General features: G+C 70.4%; 12 protein-coding genes. 6 read left to right on the forward strand and 6 right to left on the reverse strand.

Going from position 1 to position 14,815, the window contains the following annotated elements:
• Nucleotides 1–3: 3 nt before the first annotated feature.
• Nucleotides 4–600, reverse strand: coding sequence for an LON peptidase substrate-binding domain-containing protein (locus tag ACT53O_RS12510; protein WP_036320217.1), 597 nt, complete (start codon nucleotides 598–600; stop codon nucleotides 4–6).
• A gap of 36 nt (nucleotides 601–636) precedes the next feature.
• Between ACT53O_RS12510 and ACT53O_RS12515 the strand changes: the two genes are divergently transcribed.
• Both ACT53O_RS12515 and ACT53O_RS12520 read left to right on the forward strand, forming a co-directional pair.
• Nucleotides 637–1,146, forward strand: a complete 510-nt coding sequence (locus tag ACT53O_RS12515) for a DUF427 domain-containing protein (RefSeq protein WP_476152743.1) — start codon at nucleotides 637–639, stop codon at nucleotides 1,144–1,146.
• A 26-nt stretch (nucleotides 1,147–1,172) separates the two neighbouring features.
• Entirely contained in the window at nucleotides 1,173–2,996 is a 1,824-nt protein-coding gene (locus ACT53O_RS12520) for a DEAD/DEAH box helicase (protein WP_476152745.1), read from the forward strand.
• Between the two features lie 97 nt (nucleotides 2,997–3,093).
• Here the strand turns inward: ACT53O_RS12520 and ACT53O_RS12525 are convergent, their stop codons facing one another.
• Nucleotides 3,094–4,482 (reverse strand): MFS transporter, encoded by a 1,389-nt coding sequence (locus tag ACT53O_RS12525; RefSeq protein WP_476152747.1) that lies wholly within the window; start codon nucleotides 4,480–4,482, stop codon nucleotides 3,094–3,096.
• A 368-nt stretch (nucleotides 4,483–4,850) separates the two neighbouring features.
• Between ACT53O_RS12525 and dnaK the strand changes: the two genes are divergently transcribed.
• The 4 genes from dnaK to ACT53O_RS12545 are packed head-to-tail and all read left to right on the forward strand — an operon-like array spanning nucleotide 4,851 to nucleotide 8,791.
• Entirely contained in the window at nucleotides 4,851–6,737 is a 1,887-nt protein-coding gene (gene dnaK / locus ACT53O_RS12530; protein WP_295776846.1) for a molecular chaperone DnaK, read from the forward strand.
• Nucleotides 6,738–6,749: 12 nt separating this feature from the next.
• Nucleotides 6,750–7,346: a nucleotide exchange factor GrpE gene (locus ACT53O_RS12535; protein WP_476152750.1), complete on the forward strand. Its 597-nt coding sequence runs from the start codon at nucleotides 6,750–6,752 to the stop codon at nucleotides 7,344–7,346.
• A 15-nt stretch (nucleotides 7,347–7,361) separates the two neighbouring features.
• A complete protein-coding gene (locus tag ACT53O_RS12540) occupies nucleotides 7,362–8,345 on the forward strand; it encodes a DnaJ C-terminal domain-containing protein (RefSeq protein WP_036320982.1) in 984 nt (327 codons plus the stop codon).
• A 2-nt stretch (nucleotides 8,346–8,347) separates the two neighbouring features.
• Nucleotides 8,348–8,791: a heat shock protein transcriptional repressor HspR gene (locus ACT53O_RS12545; protein WP_112932027.1), complete on the forward strand. Its 444-nt coding sequence runs from the start codon at nucleotides 8,348–8,350 to the stop codon at nucleotides 8,789–8,791.
• A gap of 3 nt (nucleotides 8,792–8,794) precedes the next feature.
• Here the strand turns inward: ACT53O_RS12545 and ACT53O_RS12550 are convergent, their stop codons facing one another.
• The 4 genes from ACT53O_RS12550 to ACT53O_RS12565 are packed head-to-tail and all read right to left on the reverse strand — an operon-like array spanning nucleotide 8,795 to nucleotide 14,778.
• Entirely contained in the window at nucleotides 8,795–10,159 is a 1,365-nt protein-coding gene (locus ACT53O_RS12550; RefSeq protein WP_476152752.1) for a DUF2252 domain-containing protein, read from the reverse strand.
• Nucleotides 10,160–10,163: 4 nt separating this feature from the next.
• Nucleotides 10,164–10,937 (reverse strand): potassium channel family protein, encoded by a 774-nt coding sequence (locus ACT53O_RS12555; RefSeq protein WP_476152754.1) that lies wholly within the window; start codon nucleotides 10,935–10,937, stop codon nucleotides 10,164–10,166.
• Between the two features lie 44 nt (nucleotides 10,938–10,981).
• Nucleotides 10,982–14,176 carry a glycoside hydrolase domain-containing protein gene (locus tag ACT53O_RS12560; RefSeq protein WP_476152756.1) on the reverse strand — a complete coding sequence of 1,065 codons (3,195 nt, stop codon included), beginning with the start codon at nucleotides 14,174–14,176 and terminating at the stop codon, nucleotides 10,982–10,984.
• The gene (locus ACT53O_RS12565) at nucleotides 14,173–14,778 is read right to left on the reverse strand and encodes a hypothetical protein (protein WP_036320991.1); all 606 of its coding nucleotides are present in this window, start codon (nucleotides 14,776–14,778) and stop codon (nucleotides 14,173–14,175) included. The genes ACT53O_RS12560 and ACT53O_RS12565 overlap by 4 nt, the downstream gene beginning before the upstream one ends.
• Nucleotides 14,779–14,815 lie beyond the last annotated feature (37 nt).

Raw genomic sequence — 14,815 nt, forward strand, 5'->3', positions numbered from 1 at the left:
GACTCACCCCTCGGGCCAGATCTCGTCGACCTCGAGCGTCAGATCGATGATCTGCTGAAGCAGCCCTCCCATGGTCGTTGCCCGCAGCAGGCGCTGCTGGTCGTACTCGACCAGGGGCGCGATCGCGGCGACCTGCCAGGCGGCGGCGACGGGATCGGACGACAGCTCGATGTGCGCGCCCCAGGGGGCATCCGGAAAGCGGCCGAGCACGCGGCGCACGATGGCCTCGGCCTCGGTGCGCAGCGGCGTCAGCGCGTCGTTCCAGGCCAGCGGCTCCTGCAGCGAGACCTCCGCCCGGGGGTACGGGTCGTCGTCGAGCCAGCGGTCGACGGTGAAGCGGTCGGTGCCGATGGCGACCACCTGGAGGGCATCGGCGCCGGCGGCGACATCGACCAGGCGGGCCAGTGTGCCGATGCCGGAGCGCTGGTCGCCGCCGCCGGTCTCGTGCCCGCGGTCGATGAGGACGACCCCGAACTGCGGATCATCGCTGTCGAGCAGTTCGCCCATCAGGCGCAGGTAGCGCGGCTCGAAGACGCGCAGCGGCAGGGGTGTGTGGGGAAAGAGCACCGATCCGAGAGGGAACATCGGCATGACGGTCATGCGCCCAGTCAACACCGACGGACGTACAGTGGGCGCGTGCCTCGCCTTCCCGCATCGATCCGCCCCGACGTTCCCGGCCCCGGACAGGAGTCGGTCTGGGACTATCCGCGCCCGCCACGCGTCGAGCAGGTGCCCGTGCGTGTGACCGTCCGTCTCGGCGGCCAGCTCATCGCCGACACCCACGATGCCGTGCGCGTGCTCGAGACGAGCCACCCGCCCGTCTACTACCTTCCGATCGCCGACTTCGCGCCGGGCTCCCTCGTGGATGCCGAGGGGTCGTCGTTCTGCGAGTTCAAGGGCGCCGCGCGCTATCTCGACGTGGTCGGCGGCGGCATCACGCGGGCACAGGCCGCGTGGAACTATCCGCATCCCGCGCCGGGGTACGCGGCGCTGAGCGACCGGGTGGCGGTCTACGCCGCTGCGATGGACGAGTGCACGGTCGATGGGGAAGTCGTCACGCCGCAGCCGGGTGGCTTCTACGGCGGCTGGATCACGGCGAACGTGCTCGGCCCGTACAAGGGCATCCCGGGTTCGATGGGGTGGTGACGGCGCCGGACGGCTACCGTGGGTGTATGGCCTCTGACAGCTTGACCGATCCCCTCGAGGCCGCGCCCGCGCCCGACACCCAGACCGACGCCGACTCCGCGGCATCCACCGACATCCCGTCGACCCCCGGCTTCGCCGATCTCGGCCTCGACGCCGCCGTGCTGAAGGCGCTGAAGGATGTCGGCTACGAGACGCCGTCGGCGATCCAGGCGGCGACGATCCCGCCGCTGCTCGCCGGCCGCGACGTGCTGGGCACCGCGCAGACCGGCACGGGCAAGACGGCGGCCTTCGCGCTGCCGATCCTCTCGCAGCTCGACCTCGCCCAGAAGACGCCGCAGGCGCTCGTGCTCGCCCCCACGCGCGAGCTCGCGCTGCAGGTGTGCGAAGCCTTCGAGTCCTACGCGGGCCACCTCCGCGGCGTGCACGTGCTGCCGGTCTACGGCGGCCAGGGCTACGGGCAGCAGCTGTCGGCGCTCCGCCGCGGCGTGCACATCGTCGTCGGCACCCCCGGTCGCATCATGGACCACCTCGACAAGGGCACGCTCGACCTCTCCGAACTGCGCTTCCTCGTGCTCGACGAGGCCGACGAGATGCTGAAGATGGGCTTCGCCGAGGATGTCGAGACGATCCTCGCCGACACCCCCTCCGGTAAGCAGGTCGCACTCTTCTCCGCGACCATGCCTGCGCAGATCCGCCGCCTCGCCGGCACGTATCTGAAGGATGCCGAGGAGATCAACGTCAAGGCGAAGACCTCGACCGCGACGAACATCACGCAGCGCTACCTGATCGTGTCGTATCCGCAGAAGGTCGACGCGCTCACCCGCATCCTCGAGGTCGAGAACTTCGAGGGCATGATCGTCTTCACCCGCACCAAGAACGAGACCGAGACCCTCGCCGAGAAGCTGCGCGCCCGCGGGTACGCGGCGGCCGCCATTAACGGCGACGTCGCCCAGGTGCAACGCGAGCGGACCGTCAATCAGCTCAAGGACGGCAAGCTCGACATCCTGGTCGCGACCGATGTCGCCGCGCGCGGCCTCGACGTCGAGCGCATCAGCCACGTCGTCAACTTCGATCTGCCCATCGACACCGAGTCGTACGTCCACCGCATCGGCCGCACCGGCCGCGCGGGCCGCTCGGGCGACGCGATCAGCTTCGTGACGCCGCGCGAGCGCCGCATGCTGGCGTCGATCGAGAAGGCCACGCGCCAGCCCCTCACCGAGATGGCGCTGCCCAGTGCCGACGACGTCAACGCGACGCGTCTGACCCGCTTCGACGACGCCATCACGGCGGCGCTCGCCGAGACCGAGCGCATCGACCGCTTCCGCGACATCATCAACCACTACGTCACCCACCACGACGTACCCGAGGCGGATGTCGCGGCGGCGCTCGCCGTCGTCGCACAGGGGGAGACCCCGCTGTTGCTGGACGAGGACCCGCCCGCTCCGGCGCGCCGCGAACGGTTCGAGCGCGACGATCGCGGACGCGACCGCAGCGACCGCGACCGCGACGACCGGCCCCGCCGCGACGATCGCCGTCGCTCGGGAGGCCCGACCGCGACCTACCGCATCGAGGTCGGTCGTCGGCACAAGGTCGAGCCGCGTCAGATCGTGGGAGCGCTCGCCAATGAAGGCGGTCTTCGCCGTGAGGACTTCGGCGCGATCCAGATCCGTCCCGACTTCTCGCTGGTCGAACTGCCCGCCGACCTTCCCCGCGAGACGCTCCAGCGGCTGGAGGGCACCCGCATCAGCGGTCGCCTGATCGAGATCAAGCCCGACCGCTTCCAGCGCTCCGCCAAGCGTCCGGACCGCGACCGTGACGACCGCGGCGATCGGCGCCCGCGCCGCGATTGAGCGCGGCTCGGCATCCGGGCCGGGTTCTGCGTTTCGACTCGCCGCGCTCGCTCAATGGCCAGTGGGACTCCGCCCGCGTCGAGAAGCCTGAGTCAGCTCAGCGGATCTCGACCTGAGCGGTCTTGACGGGCAGCATGAGCAGCAGTCCCGCGAGCAGGATGAGAACGATGCCCAGGATGCCGAGGCGCGTGTCGCCGCTGAGGCTGACGAAGAGTGCGAACAGGCCGGGTGCCAGGAACGACACCGCGCGTCCGGTGGTGGCGTAGAGGCCGAAGATCTCGCCCTCGCGCCCTTCCGGAGTGATGCGGGCCAAGAACGATCGCGATGCCGATTGCACCGGGCCGACGAACATGCAGAGCACGAGTCCCACGATCCAGAAGCCGAGCTGACCGCTGCCGATGACCAGCACGGCCAGGCCCGCGACGACGAGGCCGATGAGCGACGTGAGGATCACGTTCTTCGGTCCGAAGCGGTCGTCGAGTCGGCCGGCGAAGATCGTCGAGATGCCGGCGACGACGTTGGCGGCGACGGCGAAGTAGAGCACCTGCGTCGACGTGAAGCCGAACACCTGCGCGGCGATGATCGCGCCGAAGGTGAAGACGCCGGCGAGGCCGTCGCGGAAGACGGCGCTGGAGAGCAGGAACAGGAGCACCTGGCGGTTGCCGTGCCAGAGGCCACGCAGCGTCTGCCACAGCAGCACGTAGGAGCGGAAGAATCCGACCTTCACCCGACGATCGGATGCCGGGATCTCCGGCACCCGCACGAGCACCGGGATCGCGAAGACGCCGAACCACACGGCTGACGCGAGGACGGCCAGGCGGATGTGGAGCCCGCCCTCGGTGGTGATGCCGAGGGGGCCGGGGCTTGAGGAGAGCCCGATGAAGCCGACGAGCAGGATGAGCAGCAGGACGATGCCGCCGACGTAGCCCATGCCCCAGCCGAAGCCGGAGACGCGCCCCATCGTCTGACGGGTGGAGACCTGCACGAGCATGGCGTTGTAGTTCACGCTCGCGAACTCGAAGAACACGTTGCCGACGGCCAGCAGCGTGGCGCCGAGCACGAGATAGCCCGGCGCGCCGTCGACGAACACCATGGCCGCCATCGCGAGCACCACGACGCCGGTGTTGATCCCGAGCCAGAGCTTGCGTCGACCGGATCCGTCGGAGCGCTGCCCGAGGACCGGGGCGAGGAGCGCGACGAGGATGCCGGCGATCATCAGGGCGATGCCGATCAGCGATGCATTGTCGGCTTTGGCGGCCACGAGCGCCGGGTTCTTGTCGTCGCCGGCGGCGGCGACGATCGCCGGGTCGATGAAGTAGCTGCTCGACAGGTAGGTGCTGAACACGAAGGTGGTCACGACCGCGTTGAACGCGGCCGAGCCCCAGTCCCACAGCGCCCATGCGCGCACGCCGCGCCGGTCGGCCGCGATCGCTCGCGCTCCGGTGGCGGCGAGGGAGTCGGGCGCGGGCTGGTCGGGCAGTGACATGTTCGTCACGGTATGTCCCTTCGGTGAACACCGGGTGGCGCGTCGTCGCGTGCAGGTCACGTTACTCGCGGCATCCCGCCGTTCTGCGCTAAGGAGCGGGGTGGCGAGCCGCGGCATCCGCTGGGGCGTGTCCCACTTACTGCTGTCCACGGAGGCCAGAAGGGACAGCAAGTGGGACGCTCTGCGCCGCAAATGGGACAAGGGATGTCGCAAGTGGGACAAGGCGCGCGATCGAAAGTTGAGCCGATTCATATCAACTTGCGTTTGACACCCGGAAGCGCCGCGGCTATCGTGGAAGTCATTGAAGTTGAGCCGTCAAGACTCAACCCCGCAGACTTCTCAGAGCCGTTTCACGAAAGGGAACAGACATGGCACGTGCAGTGGGTATCGACCTCGGGACGACGAACTCCGTCGTCTCCGTCCTCGAGGGCGGCGAGCCGAAGGTCATCGCCAACGCCGAGGGCTTCCGCACCACCCCCTCGGTGGTCGCCTTCACGAAGGACGGCGAGGTGCTCGTCGGCGAGACCGCCAAGCGCCAGGCCGTCACCAACGTCGACCGCACCCTCTCCTCCGTCAAGCGCCACATGGGCACCGACTGGAAGACGCAGGCGATCGACGGCAAGCAGTACACGCCGCAGGAGATCTCCGCGCGCATCCTCCAGAAGCTCAAGCGCGACGCCGAGGAGTACCTGGGCGACAGCGTGACCGACGCGGTCATCACCGTCCCCGCCTACTTCAACGACGCCGAGCGTCAGGCGACGAAGGATGCCGGTGAGATCGCGGGCCTGAACGTCCTGCGCATCATCAACGAGCCGACCGCCGCGGCCCTCGCCTACGGCCTCGACAAGGGCAAGGAAGATGAGCTCATCCTGGTCTTCGACCTCGGCGGCGGCACGTTCGACGTGTCCCTGCTCGAGGTGGGCAAGGACGACGACTTCTCCACCATCCAGGTGCGCGCCACGGCCGGTGACAACCGCCTCGGCGGTGACGACTGGGACCAGCGCGTCGTCGACTACCTCATCAAGCAGTTCAAGGACACCACGGGTGTCGACGTCTCGGGCGACAAGATCGCCCTGCAGCGTCTAAAGGAGGCGGCCGAGCAGGCGAAGAAGGAGCTCTCCAGCTCCAGCAGCACCTCCATCAACCTGCCGTACCTCTCGCTGACCGATTCGGGCCCCGTGTCGCTGTCCGAGACGCTGACCCGTGCCAAGTTCGAGGACCTCACCAAGGACCTCCTCGACCGCACGAAGAAGCCGTTCAACGACGTCATCGCCGAAGCGGGCATCAAGGTCGGCGACATCGACCACGTCGTGCTCGTCGGCGGTTCGACCCGTATGCCGCAGGTCACCGAGCTGGTCAAGCAGCTCACCGGCGGCAAGGAGCCCAACAAGGGCGTCAACCCGGACGAGGTCGTCGCCGTCGGCGCCGCCCTGCAGGCCGGTGTCCTCAAGGGTGAGCGCAAGGACGTGCTGCTCATCGACGTCACCCCCCTGAGCCTCGGCATCGAGACCAAGGGCGGCATCATGACCAAGCTCATCGAGCGCAACACGGCCATCCCCACCAAGCGCAGCGAGACCTTCACGACCGCCGACGACAACCAGCCGTCGGTCGCCATCCAGGTCTTCCAGGGCGAGCGTGACTTCACGCGCGACAACAAGCCGCTCGGCACCTTCGAGCTGACCGGCATCGCGCCCGCGCCCCGCGGCATCCCGCAGATCGAGGTCACCTTCGACATCGACGCCAACGGCATCGTGCACGTGTCCGCGAAGGACAAGGGCACGGGCAAGGAGCAGTCGATGACGATCACCGGCGGCTCGTCGCTGCCGAAGGACGACATCGAACGCATGGTGCGCGAGGCGGAGGAGCACGCGGCCGAGGACAAGAAGCGCCGTGAGGCCGCCGAGGTCCGCAACCAGGCCGAGACCCTCTCGTACTCGATCGAGAAGCTCATCAAGGACAACGAGGACAAGCTCCCCGACGAGGTGAAGACCTCGGTCCAGGCCGACGTGGATGCGCTCAAGACCGCGCTCGCGGGCGACGACGAGGACGCCGTGAAGACGGCGTTCGACAAGCTCAACGCATCGCAGCAGCAGCTCGGCGAGGCCATCTACGCCTCGGCGCAGGCCGCCGGCGAGCCGGCCGACCCGACGGTCGCCGACCCGGGCAACGGCAGCGTGCCGAACCCCGAGGAAGACGTCATCGACGCCGAGGTCGTCGAGGACGAGGACGACAAGAAGCCGGGAACCGGAAAGTAAGAGAATCGAACCATGACGAACAAGGACTTCGAAGAGCCCATCGACGAAGTCCCCGGTGACGAGGGGTCGGAGGCGCACGCCTCCGGCCCCGACTCGCAGGGGGACCAGCGTGAGGGCGACGACCTGACCGTCGACGACATCCTCGATGCGCCGCAGACCGACGAGGCCGCCGTCGCAGAGGCCTCCGCCGAGGACCGCGACCTGATCCTGGACCTCAAGCGGGTCCAGGCCGAGTACGCCAACTACCGCCGTCGCACCGAGGACCAGCGCGAGGTGGAGATCGCCCGCGCCAAGGGATCGGTCGCCAAGGGGCTGCTGCCAGTGCTCGACGACCTCGACCGTGCCGAGAAGCACGGCGACCTGGTCGAAGGCTCGCCGCTGGCGGCGATCGCGGAGAAGCTGCGGGGCGTGGTCGCACGCCTCGGTGTGGAGACCTACGGCGTCGCGGGCGAGGTGTTCGACCCGCAGCAGCACGAGGCGATCTTCCACGCCCCGAACCCCGGAGGGGTCGAGGACGGCACGATCCTCGACGTCGTCGAGGTCGGCTACCGCCTGGGCACGATCGAACTGCGACCGGCCAAGGTCGTCGTCGCCGGTTCCGCTGACTGACGGGAGGAGGTGTCCATGGCCAGTCAGGATTGGTTCGACAAGGACTTCTACAAGGTCTTGGGCGTCTCCAAGGACGTGTCCGAGGCCGACCTGAAGAAGGCGTACCGCAAGCTCGCCCGGACGTATCACCCCGACTCGACGCAGGGTGATCCTGCCAAAGAGGCGAAGTTCAAGGAGATGAGCGAGGCGTACGCCGTGCTCTCCGACAAGAGCCAGCGCGAGGAGTACGACCAGATCCGCGCGATGGGCGCCGGTGGTGCGCGCTTCCAGGCGCCCGGCGCGGGTTCCGGCGGGTTCGAGGACGTCTTCAGCCGCTTCGGTCAGTCGCGCGGATCGGCGCAGTCGGCCGACTTCGACGACCTGTTCTCGATGTTCGGCCAGGGCGGCGGCTTCGGCTCCGGACGGTTCGGGCAGTCCACCGGTGGATTCCGAGGCTACGGCGGCCCGCAGCGCGGCGCCGACGTGACCGCACGGACCACCCTCGACTTCCAGACCGCGGTCAAGGGCGAGACGATCACCCTCGCGGGCGAGGACGGCAAGCCGTTCAAGGTGAAGATCCCCGCCGGCGTCGCCGACGGACAGAAGATCCGTCTGCGCGGGCGCGGGCGCCCGTCGCCGGACGGCGGCGAGTCCGGCGACATCGTCGTGAGCGTCTCGGTGCGCCCGCACCCGGTGTTCGTCCGCGACGGGCTGAACCTGCGCGTGACGGTTCCGGTCACCTTCACGGAAGCCGCGCTCGGCGCCACGATCGAGGTGCCGACTCTGGGGGGAGATCCGGTCAAGCTGCGTGTGGCGCCGGGTACGCCCTCGGGGCGCGTGCTGCGCGTCAAGGGTCGCGGCGTGCACACGGCGAAGGGCGCCGGCGACCTTCTCGCCGAGGTGCAGGTGGCGGTGCCGTCGCATCTGGACGACCAGGCGAAGGAGGCACTGCAGCGCTTCCACGAGCTGGAGCCGAAGGAGAACCCGCGCGCCGACCTCATGGCCAAGGCCCGGGAGTGAGCATGGTCGACGAGCACCCCGATGAGGAAGCGCCGATCTTCGCGATCGCCGTCGCGGCGGAGCTTGCCGGCATGCACCCGCAGACCCTCCGTCAGTACGATCGGCTGGGCCTCGTCGTTCCCGGGCGCACGCAGGGCGGGTCGCGGCGGTATTCGCTGCGGCACGTGAAGCAGTTGCGCGAGGTGGCCGCCCTCTCGGCCGAGGGCATGAGTCTGCCGGCGATCTCGCGCCTGATCGAGCTCGAGAACGAGGCGCGCGGACTGCGCCGTCGCGTCGCCGAACTCGAGCAGCGTCTGCAGGAGGAGCTGGCCCGTCGCTCCCGCGTCTTCGCGGCGGGGGCGACGGGATCGGTCGTGACCCTCCGCCACGGCACGCGCGTGCGTCGGGCGACCGAGGTGGTGCTGTGGCGTCCGCTTCCGTCGGCGGATGCCGAGTCCGACGACTAGCCGCTACGAGGCGGTGCCGGCGGCGACGGCATCCACGAACGCGCCGTAGTCCGCCCGCGAGAGGGCGGCGTAGCCGTAGGCCCACTCCACGATGGCCTCGGCGCACGCGCGCCCCTCACCGAGGTACCCGATGACCTTCGCGGCGTTCGGGGACTGGCCGTGGGCCCGGGCCAACACCGTCGCGCACGCCTGCGCGTAGAGACGGAACGGGCCGTCCTCGAGCGTTTCGGCGTCGATGCCGCCCTTCATGTCGCGGAACTGGCGCACGTAGTAGTCGGCGCGCTCACCGCGGAAGTGTCCGAGGAACGGGTCGGACGACCCCTGCAGAATGCGCTGCAGCGCCACGACACGCCCGCCCTGACCGTGGCGGTCGACGAACGCCGTGAGCTCGTCCGGCTGTGCGCAGCCGCCGTACTGCTCGAGCACGCTGCGCCCCGCCTCCTTCACCTGCATCAGCAGTGCGGCGCCGTCTCCGTCGACGAAGACGGCGATGTAGCAGCGGGTGCCCACGCTGCCCACCCCGACGACCCGACGCGCCACGTCGGAGAAGGTGTAGTGGGAGAGCACGAGCTGCACATCCGCGCGCGTCGTCGCGATGTACTGGGCCAGGGACGCATCGACCGCGGCCGCCACGTCGGGCGTGACGCGCGTCAGCGTCGGAGGCTGCTCGACGAAGCGCAGTCGCCCATCGGCATCGGCCTCCGTGATCTTGCGCACGGCCTTGTCGCCGGTGCGCTTCTCGGCATCCGCGATCGCGGCGCGCAGCACCTTGCGCGACGCCTTGTCGCTCGTGACGAGCGCGCCCGCGGCGTCGAAGTGCTGGTAGAACCGGGCGAGCGGAGTGGCTTCCTCGCCGACGGCCAGGGCGCGAGCGTAACGGCGGACGGCGGCGCGCGCGGCATCCGCGGTCACCGCATCGTCGCGTCCGGTCGCTTGACCTGCCACGACGATGCTCGTCACGAGGCGCTTGAGATCCCACTCCCAGCTCGCCCACGCCGACTCGTCGAAGTCGTTGAGATCGAACACGAGCGTGCGCTGCGGAGACGCGTAGAAGCCGAAGTTGGCGACGTGCGCGTCGCCGCAGGAGGCGACGAGGATGTCGCTGCGCGGTCCGGCGGCGAGGTCGTCCGCCATCAGCGCCGCCGTGCCCCGGTAGAACGCGAAGGGACTGGCGGACATCCGCTCATCGCGGAGAGGCAGGAGCTCGGCGACCCGCGTGGCGGCCTGCGCGGCCAGGATGCCGAGGGGATCACGCGGACGTGTCGGCAGCTCCGCCAGCATCCGGCGGGGCAGCTCCCTCCGCAGCGCGCGGCCCTGGTCGAAGGCGACCTGGCGAGAGGCGGGCGCGGTCCAGGCGGCGGTGGTCATGCGCTCATGATGGCACCGAATCGGGGCCGCCCGCGGCGTCTGCGTCCGCGCGGTCCGGGGTGGGGGCAGACGCCGACGCCATGCCGCGTCCGATCGCTGCCGCCCGGTCGTCCTCGAGCCGCTGCCCCACGCGCTGCATCTGGTCGGTGAGGGCGGAGATGACCGTGGCGCTGGTGACGCCCAGCACGACGAGCCCGCCCATCATCAGCCCGACCGCGATCGTGCGCCCAAGCGGGGTGACAGGGACGTAGTCGCCGTACCCGACGGTCGCCAGAGTCGAGAAGCCCCACCAGATCGCGTCGCCGAGGTCGACGATGTTGGCATGCGCGTCCTGCCGCTCCGCGAGCCAGACGAGAGTCGAGGCGGTGAACACGAACAGCAGGGTGAACAGGGACACGAGAATGACCAGACGCACGCGTTGGCGAGACGGGCGTATGCGAAACCAGGGCAGACGCCAGAGGTAGGCGAGGATGACGAACGGGCGGAGGTACACGATCACCAGCGAGACGGCCTCGAACCAGCGCGTGCGGAAGAACTCGCGCGGAGACCCGCAGATGCTCAGGCGCACGAGGAAGTCGGCGATGAAGACCGCCCACAGCACACCGATCGCGCCCAACAGGAGGCTCTGCTGACGGCCATCGAGCTTCGTGTCGGCGAGGCTCCAGACCCATCCCGCGAAGAAGAGCAGCGAGAGAGCGAACATCGGCCACGCCGTGCGATCCTCCCAGCGCAGCACACGCGGTGACAGGGTTCGCCGGGGACGCTCCCGCTCGCTCATAACGCCACGATAGCGGCCGACGCTCGCGCGATCGGAGGACGCGATCAGTGGTCGGCGTCGAGGTCGAACAGCTCGATCTGGCGCACACGCACCTCGCGCGCCGCTCGGACGCGCACGGCGCGCGCGGCGAGAGCGTCGGTGAAGCGGAAGGGGGTCGTCCGATCGGCGGCGAGCGGCATTGGAGCCGTCACCTCGGCCGCATGCCACGACGTCCCGTCGGCGGACCACTCCCACTCCAGCGCGTCGTCGCCCACCGCGTCCACGGCGGTCAGGGTGGCATCCGTCACGGACGTGATCTCGGGGAACAGCCACCCCACCCAGGCCCCCGGCCGCAGGCGCACGCCGCGGTCGCCGCCCGCAGCGCCGTCGTCGACGAGTCGGCGGGCGTGGCGCACGCCGGGCGCGTGGACGATGCGACCCGACCCGCCCGTCAGATCGGGGTGCCACGGGCGCACGGGGGTCGGCTCGTCGGCGCCCAGGCTCTCGGCGGGGTCGTCGCCGAACTCGAGCTCCAGGTCGACGTCGGCGCCGAGCGCATCCACCTCCAGCACGGCACGGGTGAGCGGCGCACCGTTGACCCGGGCGGCGCGCAGCACATGGGCGTCCGCGTGCGGTCGCTGTGAGCGGATGCGCAGACGCGACCCGTCGCTGCGCGCGACGGTCACGTCGTCGAGCAGCGGCGAGCCGATGACGAGCTCGCCGGAACCCAGCTCGAGCGGATACAGTCCGATCGCCGCCCACAGCCACCACGCGCTCATCTCGCCGTTGTCCTCGTCACCGGGAAAGCCCTGGCCGATGTGGCCGCCCGCGAACAGGCGTCGTGCCAACCGATGTGCTGTCGCGCCGGCGAGCCAGGGCTGATCGGTCCCGGTGTACATGTACGGGATGTGATGCGCCGGCTGATTGGAGATGGCGCACATGCCGCTGCGCAGCGCCCGCGCCTCGCGCTGCTCGTGGATGACCTGACGGTAGGCGCCGGCGAACGCGGCATCCGCGGTCTCGGGCTCGGCGAACAGGCGATCGAGGTGGATGCGCAGGCCCTGTCGGCCGTCGTAGAGGGCGGCCAGGCCGGCGCGGTCGTGCACCGCGCTCACCGACATCCCCCAGGCGTTCGTCTCGACGTAGTCGCCGCCCCAGACGCGCGGATCGAAGCGCCCGCCCGCCGTCCGGCCGTCGGCGTCTCGTCCGCGGAAGAAGCCGACGACAGGATCGAACAGCTGCCGGTAGGCGAGGGCGCGGTTTCCCAGCCAGCGCGACATCGCCTCATCGCGCGCGGCGTCGTCGCCCGCTGACGCCGCCGACAGTCGGTCTGCCAGCCGCGCCAGCGCGGCGTCGCTGACGGCGTTCTCGATGCTCCAGCTCATGCCCTCGTGGATGGCCCGCGGGATGAAACCCAGGAAGCGTCCCCGATCGATGCCCTTGCGTCCGCGGCGGGCGTCGGGTGCGCGCTCGGCGGCGTTGCGCCATCCCGATGACAGGGCCGTGCGCGGGTCGTCGAGCAGTCCCCACCTCTCCCCGTCGGCGAGGATCTGATCGCTGGAGGTGCCCACCATCGCGTCCACGTATCCTGGCGCCGTCCACCGCGGCATCCAGCCGTGACGTCGCTGCGGCTCGAGCATCCCGTCCAGCAGCTCCCGGGCCCGCACCGGGTCGACCAGGCTCATCATCGGCCACGCGGTGCGGTAGGTGTCCCAGTACCCGTTGTTGACGGGGAGGCGCCCGGCCGCGATCGGCGCTCCGGTGCGCGTGTCGGTGTGCGCCCCGGCGGGGGTGAACGGATCGGCGTACGCCCACCGGGGACTCTCGGCGGATCCGACGTTCTCCTCCGCCGCGTTCGGGTAGAGGTGCAGGCGGTACAGCGCCGAGGCGAGCTGCGCACGGAGGTCGGTGTCGGCGAGGCCGCGGAAGGGGCGCTCGGATGCCGTGAGCTGCGGGATCTGCACGCTGTCGAGCACCGCGTCCCAGGCGCCGCGGGTACGATCGCGGATCTCGTCGAACGTCATCTCTTCCGGTGCCTCCAGGGCGAGCGCGCGCTGTGCCTGCTCGAGGGAGATGAAGGAGATCGCGATGCGCAGCTCGAGGGCGCCCGTGCCGGCGACGAAGCCCGCGCGTTCGCCTCGCCCGTCGTCGTCTAGGCGGCCCGAGCGGGCCGCATCACCTCGCACGACACCCGCGAAGAACGTCCGTGGCCCGTTGCCCCACCACGGGTCGGCCTCGCCCACCCAGCCCCGCACGCTGTCGCCCTGCGCGATGACGGTGCCGTGGGCTCCCGGCTGGTCGATGATGAAGCCGACCTCCGCGTCGGAGTCGTCGCCCTCGACGCGGAAGAGGCCCACGTGGTCGGTCGCCGTCGTCTCGATGCGCAGGCCGCCGTCGAGCATCGCCGACCAGACATGCGGGTGGGCGCGCTCGCTGCCCGGGGCGATCCAACGTCGCCGCGCGGTCGGCGCCGAGACCGGGGTGCCGTCGAACGGCATGACCTGCAGCACGCCGCGGTCGCCGATCCACGGACTCGGCTGGTGGGAGAACTGCACGGCCTCGAGGCGGCGACCCCGCTCGTCGTCGTGAACGAAGGGGCGGTACGGCCAGCGCTGGTCGCGGGCGTCGGTCGCCGGGGTGAGGAAGGTGAACCCGTGGGGCACCGCGACCGCCGGCACCGTGTTGCCGCGCGAGAACCGGTCGCCGGCGTGCGAGCCCCGCCGGGTGTCCACGCGTTCGGCGGGTGAGGGGGTGGATGCCGACAGCTCCTCGACACAAAGCTCGACGAAACCGGTCACCTCGTCGGGGGTGCCGGCATCGGTCGCGAGCGCGCTCGTCCCCAGGACGATCTCGACCTCCGCGGTCCGCCCTGCGAAGGGGGCGAGGCTCACGGTGTCGGCGTTCCACTGCTCGGGCATGGTCCAGGCCGCCGCGAACTGGCTGTCCGCGTCGAGGCGAAAGCCGTAGCGGTCGCGCACGCGCGTGTCGTCGCTGAGCCGCTCTTCGCCGACGCGGGCGTCGACCGTCACGGCCAGCGGTGCCCAGGGCGCGCTGACCGCGGCATCCCCGTCGGCGTAGAACGCCCAGTGCAGCACCGTGTCGGGTGTGCAGCGGAGCGCATCCAGTCCCGGCGCGCAGAGGCGCTGTTCGCCGTCCGCGGGGCGGAACGCGAAGCGGTGCACCTGGCCGCCGAGCACACCGGCATGGGGGCGCGAGGAGGGCGGATCGGCGGGGCCGTCCGCCGGCTGCAGAAAGATCATGCGGGGTCGATCCGCAGCACCGGCCCCGCTTCGCCGCTGACGACGTCATCGACGACCCGGAGCGATCGGGCGAGCTCGTCGACGGCGGGGATCACCGTGCCGAAGCGCTCGCGATCGCCCCCGGTCGCCGTCACGGTGATCAGATGCGTCCCGGTGTCCCAGGTGTAGGTGGCGAACGGCGGCGGCGTCGCGGTGCCGCTCCGGGCCGGCGGCGTCGGCATGACCAGCCGTTCTCCCGTGCCCAGATACGTTCCGCGGAAGTCTTCGGTGTCGTCGTACTCCATCGGCATCATGGCTCGCGCGGTGCGCAACTGCGGGGTGAGCTGCTGGATCTGCGCCATGACGACGACCAGCTCGGGGTCGGACCTCCACACCCAGACCAAGACGCGGCCGGCGGCCTTGCGCATCAGTGCGGGCGCGGCTTGGCTCATGGCCCAGGCGGCGAACGCCCCGCCGGGGCGGGGCTCGGCGCCCAGCATGCCGTTGGCCTGACCCAGCAGCATTCGGATCGCCTTCTTACGCGCGCGGCGGCCCCGCAGCCCGAAGGAGTCGGTGACGGGAACCCAGCGTGTCGGGTCGGCATCGGCGGTGAGTCGGGCCATGACACCACGTTACGCGGGGCGGCTGGTTCCCGGCGGC

It is taken from the genome of Microbacterium sp. DMC48, from assembly GCF_056313825.1.